Source organism: Streptomyces albidus (ex Kaewkla and Franco 2022) (assembly GCF_013870515.1).
In the GTDB taxonomy this organism is placed as follows: domain Bacteria; phylum Actinomycetota; class Actinomycetes; order Streptomycetales; family Streptomycetaceae; genus Streptomyces; species Streptomyces albidus.
Map to the genome: position 1 here is coordinate 1 of NZ_JACBXA010000334.1, position 5147 is coordinate 5147.

Here is a 5147-nt window from a genome sequence, read left to right on the forward strand (position 1 = left end):
CGGCTGCTCGATGCCGGGACGAGCGTGGAGCGCTGCTACGACGTGGAGGCAGCCGAGGCTCTGCTGCTGGCCCACGAGGGGATGGCGGGCACGCCCCGTTCGCTGCCTGCGGCGTGGGCGAGGCTGCACGGCCTGCCGGTACCACCCGATCCGCCCGCCGCTTCCCGGGAGGCTGATCCGGAGCCGTCGCTCTTCGATGCCGGGCCGGTGCCGCTGCCGGAGGGCGTGGATCCGATGACGGCGCTGCTGGAGGTGTACGCCGCCCAGCTGGAGCGCACGGCCGCAGCCGAACACCCCGACCGCATGCGGCTGTTGCTGGCGGGTGAGTCCGCCGGGACGCTGGTGGCGGTGGAGATGGGACGTACAGGCGTGCCCTGGCGGGCGGACGTCCACCGGGCGCTGCTGGCGGAGCTGCTCGGTGAGCGTTACGGGGGCGGCGGACTGCCGCGGAGGCTGGCCGAGTTGGAGGTGGAGGTCTCCGGGGCGTTCGGAGCGGATGTGCGGGTGCGTCCGGACCTGCCGGCCGATGTGCTCCGTGCCTTCGCGAAAGCGGGGATAAAGCTGTCCTCGACCAGGGCGTGGGAGCTGCGTGACGTGGACCATCCCGCCGTCGAGCCGCTGCTGCGTTACAAGAAGCTGTACCGGCTCTACACCGCGCACGGCTGGTCGTGGCTGCGCTCCTGGGTGCGGAACGGGCGTTTCCACGCCGAGTACGTCCCGGGGGGCGCCTCTTCGGGCCGGTGGACCACGAACGGCGGCGGTGCACTGCAGATCCCCAAGGTGGTGCGGCGTGCGGTGGTGGCCGACCCCGGCTGGCGGCTGGTGGTGGCCGACGCCGACCAGATGGAGCCGCGCGTGCTGGCGGCGGTCTCCCGCGACCCCGGGCTGATGAACGTGGCGAGCAGCGGCGACGACCTCTACCAGTCGCTGTCGGAGCGGGCCTTCGCCGGGGACCGCGCGCAGGCCAAACTCGCGCTCCTGGGCGCGGTGTACGGGCAGACCAGCGGGGACGGGCTGAAGCATCTGGCAGCTCTGCGGAGGCGCTTCCCCCTTGCCGTCGCCTACGTGGACGACGCGGCGAAGGCGGGCGAGGAAGGGCGCCTGGTGCGTACGCATCTGGGGCGCACCTGTCCTCCTGCCGACTCGGGCGGAACGGCGGAGGGGACGGAGCAGGAGGGCGCGTGGGAGGGCGGCGGGGAGACACCCCCGGTGCACGCGCCGGACGGGGGCGCGGCGCGTGCGCGGGGGCGGTTCACGCGGAACTTCGTCGTGCAGGGCAGTGCGGCCGACTGGGCCGTGCTGATGCTGGCCGCGCTGCGTCAGGAGCTTGCCGGGACGGCGGCGGAGCTCGTCTTCTTCCAGCACGACGAGGTCATCGTGCACTGCCCCGCCGAGGACGCCGACCGTGTGACCGAGGCGATCCGGGTGGCGGGTGAGAGGGCGGGGCATGCGGCCTTCGGCCGTACGCCCGTGCGGTTCGCCTTCAGCACGGCCGTGGTGGAGTGCTACGCGGACGCCAAGTGACGTGGCGTACGGACGAGTTCACGCATCGAGCGCCGACCGGAGCCGCGAGGCCACCCCTTCGGCCTCCTCCTCGTCGGCGTACCGGCTCCGGGGCCAGAAGAAGCCGCGCAACCCGTCCTTCCGGTTGCGCGGGACGACGTGCACATGGAAGTGCGGCACGGACTGGCTGACCCGGTTGTTGGCGGCGACGAACGAACCGGCTGCCTCCATCGCGGACTCCACGGCGGCCGTGATTCTCTGCACCCGCGTGAAGAAGGGCCCGAGGAGGTCCGCGGGCAGGTCGGTCAGCGTCTCGTGGTGCTCGCGCGGTACGACGAGGGTGTGGCCGGGGAAGAGCGGGCGGGCGTCGAGGAACGCCACGGCCGTCTCGTCCTCGAAGACCCTGTGCGCGGGGCGCCGGCCGTCGACGATGTCGCAGAAGATGCAGTCCACTCCCCCAGTCAACCGCAGCCGCCGCTCTTCGCGGCGTCGGCGACATGGGTGCGGGTGACAGCGGGGAGGATCACACGCCCATGTCGCAGCAGCCCTCCTTGCGCAGCTGCCTGCTCACGTGCCGCCAGTGCTCCGCCCCGCCGTCGCCGAGCGTCCGCGGGGCTTCGCCTTCGGAGTTCGCCGGGAAGGAGTCGAGAAGGGCCGAGGTCTCGAAGAGCTCGCCGCCGCGGAGCACCGAGACGGTCCGTACGAGATCGTCGAAGTCGGTGAAGGGGTCGCCGTCGACGAGCGTGAGGTCGGCGAGCTTGCCCTCCTCGACGGTGCCGAGGTCCTTCTCGGCGCCGAACACCCGCGCGGGCATCACCGTCGCCGTGCGCAGAGCGGCTGCGGCCGACAGACCTGCGCGGTGAAGTGCCCGCAGGGCCAGATGCAGATGGAGGCCCACCGGCACGAGCGGCTGGTCCGTGCCGAGGGCGATGAGTCCGCCGCCCTTCAGCACCCGCCGGTAGATCTCCGTCTCCCGTGTAAGCGTTGCCAGTTGGCTGCTCGTGGGAGGTGCGGAGGCGAGTTCCGCGATGGCGGTGACGTCCCACGGCGGCATGAGCCGGGTGACCCTCGGGTCCTCGGCCAGCCCGGGGTCGGCGCCCAGGAGGGGCACGGCCGTGAAGGGCGTCGCGACGAGGTGGAAGCCCGCGCCGTCGGCCGTGTAGATCTCCTGCACGTCCTGCAAGGCACGCCCCGTGGCGGTGGTGGCGTGCCCGAACTCCAGCCGCTGCGTGGCCTGGAGGTGCGTGGTGACGTCCCCGCCGAGCTGTATTCCGGGCGTGCACAGATGACTTCCCGCCCGGACGCCGAGCCGCTCGTGCGCGAACCTGGCCGCCTCTTCCATGATCCAGCCGGGCGCCCGCACGTAGGTCTTCACGAAGTCCCAGTCGAGGCCCTCCGCTCGCTGAAGTGAGCGGCGCAGCCCGTCCCGGGTCCGGTGCGCCCGGCCCATGCTGTAGGCGACGCGGGGTCCGTCGAGCAGTTCGCCCGTGGCCAGCAGCCGCGGTCCGGCGAGGGCACCGGCCGCCACGGCTTCCCGGATGCGGGCCTGTTCGTAGGCGAAGCCGCCCAGAGCGACGGCGGTGGTGATGCCGTACGCGAGCTGCGTGGCCGTCTGACGTCCGCCATAGGTGCTCTGCCAGGGGTGCGTGTGCGAGTCCCACAGTCCCGGTACGACGGTGAGGGCGCACGCGTCGACGCGGCGGGCGGCGGGCCGCCCTCGCCGGTGCGGGACGACTTCGGTGATGCGGCCGCCCCGCACGAGGATGTCGACGTCCTCGCGGACGGTCTCCCCCGTGCCGTCCCACAGGCGTCCGGCGTGGACGACGGTGTCCCGGGCGCGGGGACGCCTGTGGTGCAGTGCGACGGGGACGGTGCGGGCCTTCCCGGTGTGCACGTCGAGGCGGCGCAGCTTTCCGGACGACAGGTACAGCACGGTGCGCGAGTCCCCGGACCATGAAGGGTGGTCGGCGCTCTCGTCGGTCATGCGCCGAGGGTCGCCGTTCGGGGTGCCGTCGGGACGTACGGGCAGCAGCCACAGCGCCGACTCGCTGACCACGGCGAGCCGGTGTCCGTCCGGGGACCACACGGGGCCGCTGTCGTAGCGGTCGGAGAGAGAGGTGTGCGGCGCGACGGGGTACAGCCGGTCTTCGCCGCTGGAGGCGTCGACGATGCGGATGAGGTTGTAGCCCTCGCGGAAGCGCTGGTTGAGGCGGTTGCGGTCGCACAGCGCCAGGTACCGGCCGTCGGGTGACCAGCTGGGCCTGCCGGGCAGTCCGGCGGCGCCCAGCGGTGCGGCGATTACCCGCTCGGTCTCCTCGTCCAGGTCGCGGACGACGAGGTTCCCCGCCATGTCGAGGCAGGCGAGCCTGGCGCCGTCCGGTGAGAGGGCTGGGAAGACACGTCCGCCGCGGGCGAGCACCGTCTCCTTGCCGGAACGTACGTCACGGCGGAAGACGGCGAAGAGCCCGTCGCTGTCGTCGGAGTAGACGAGCCCCTTCCCGTCGGCCGTCCACGCCGGAGCGAGGGGGTAGGCCGTACGGCTTCCCCGCACGATCCTGCGTGGGCGGCCGTGCCCCGAAGTGTCCGCGATCCACAGGGAGTTGAGCGCGGCGAAGGCCACCTTGCGGCCGTCCGGCGAAAGGGCCGGCAGATGCAGGGCGCGTACCGGCCTGCTGCCTCCGCCCGCGTCGAAGTCGTAGTCCTTGACGCGGTAGCGGGGGCGCTCGACGGACATCGTCGCGGCGAAAGGAATCTTCTCGGCCTGCTCGGGCTTCCCGGTCCGCACGACGGTGAACTGCCCGTCGACGGTCAGCAGCAGCGCGTCCGTGGAGATCCAGCGGGGCGGTACGGGCTGCACCTCGCCGTCGAGGCGGACCACCTCTCCGTCGACGAGTAGCGTGCACGAAGCACTGGGCGAGGGTGTGGTGCGCAGAAGTGCGAGCCGGTCGGCAGGCGAGACGGCGGGCGTCATGACCTCGGCCGCGGCGGTCTCGCTGTAGTCGGTTCGTATGTCTCCCGCGCCGTCTGACGGTACGGAGGCGACCGTACGGGCCTGCAGCACCGGACCCTCTTCCCCCTGCGCGGGCGTGGCCCGCACGAACAGCACGCGCTGGCCGTCGGGTGACCATGCCGGGTCGAAGTCCTCCCAGGCGCCGTCCTGCAGGGGACCGTCCTGGCCGTGCAGCCCGGTCAGTTGGGTCAGGGCGTCCGTACGGAGGTCCAGCACCCAGATCCGGTACGGGCTGCCGGTGACGGTGTCGCCGCTGCGCTCGGAGGAGAACGCGATGCGGGTGCCGTCCGGTGACCACGCGGGGCCGCGGTCGTCCCACGGGCCGTCCGTGCGCTGCTTCAGGCCGGAGCCGTCCGGGCGCAGCGTCCACAGATGGAAGCCGCCACCGCGGTAGGCGCAGACGACGAGTTGCTTGCCGTCGGGTGAGAACTGGGGGCGCGTGGGCTCGAGTTCGGGATCGGTGAGGGGGGTGGCACGGCCGCCTCGTCGCGGGAAGGACCACAGGACGTTCTGCACCTCGGCGACCAGTCGGTCGCCGTCGGGCGAGAGCGTGGCGGCTCCGTTGGTGGCGGCGGTGAAGGAGAGCGTGACTCCGGCCCCGGATGCGGAGGGCGCGAGGGGCGCGGCCAGGGCG

3 protein-coding genes are annotated in these 5147 nt (G+C 72.6%); 1 reads left to right on the forward strand and 2 read right to left on the reverse strand.

Going from position 1 to position 5147, the window contains the following annotated elements; translation table 11 throughout:
- Positions 1 to 1524: bifunctional 3'-5' exonuclease/DNA polymerase (locus H5J26_RS28140; RefSeq protein WP_181768785.1), on the forward strand; the 1524-nt coding region annotated here is incomplete at its 5' end.
- Between the two features lie 18 nt (positions 1525 to 1542).
- Here the strand turns inward: H5J26_RS28140 and H5J26_RS28145 are convergent.
- Positions 1543 to 1956: an HIT family protein gene (locus H5J26_RS28145; protein WP_181768786.1), complete on the reverse strand. Its 414-nt coding sequence runs from the start codon at positions 1954 to 1956 to the stop codon at positions 1543 to 1545.
- A 70-nt stretch (positions 1957 to 2026) separates the two neighbouring features.
- Positions 2027 to 5147 (reverse strand): amidohydrolase family protein (locus tag H5J26_RS28150; protein ID WP_181768787.1); only part of this gene is annotated, 3121 nt, incomplete at its 5' end.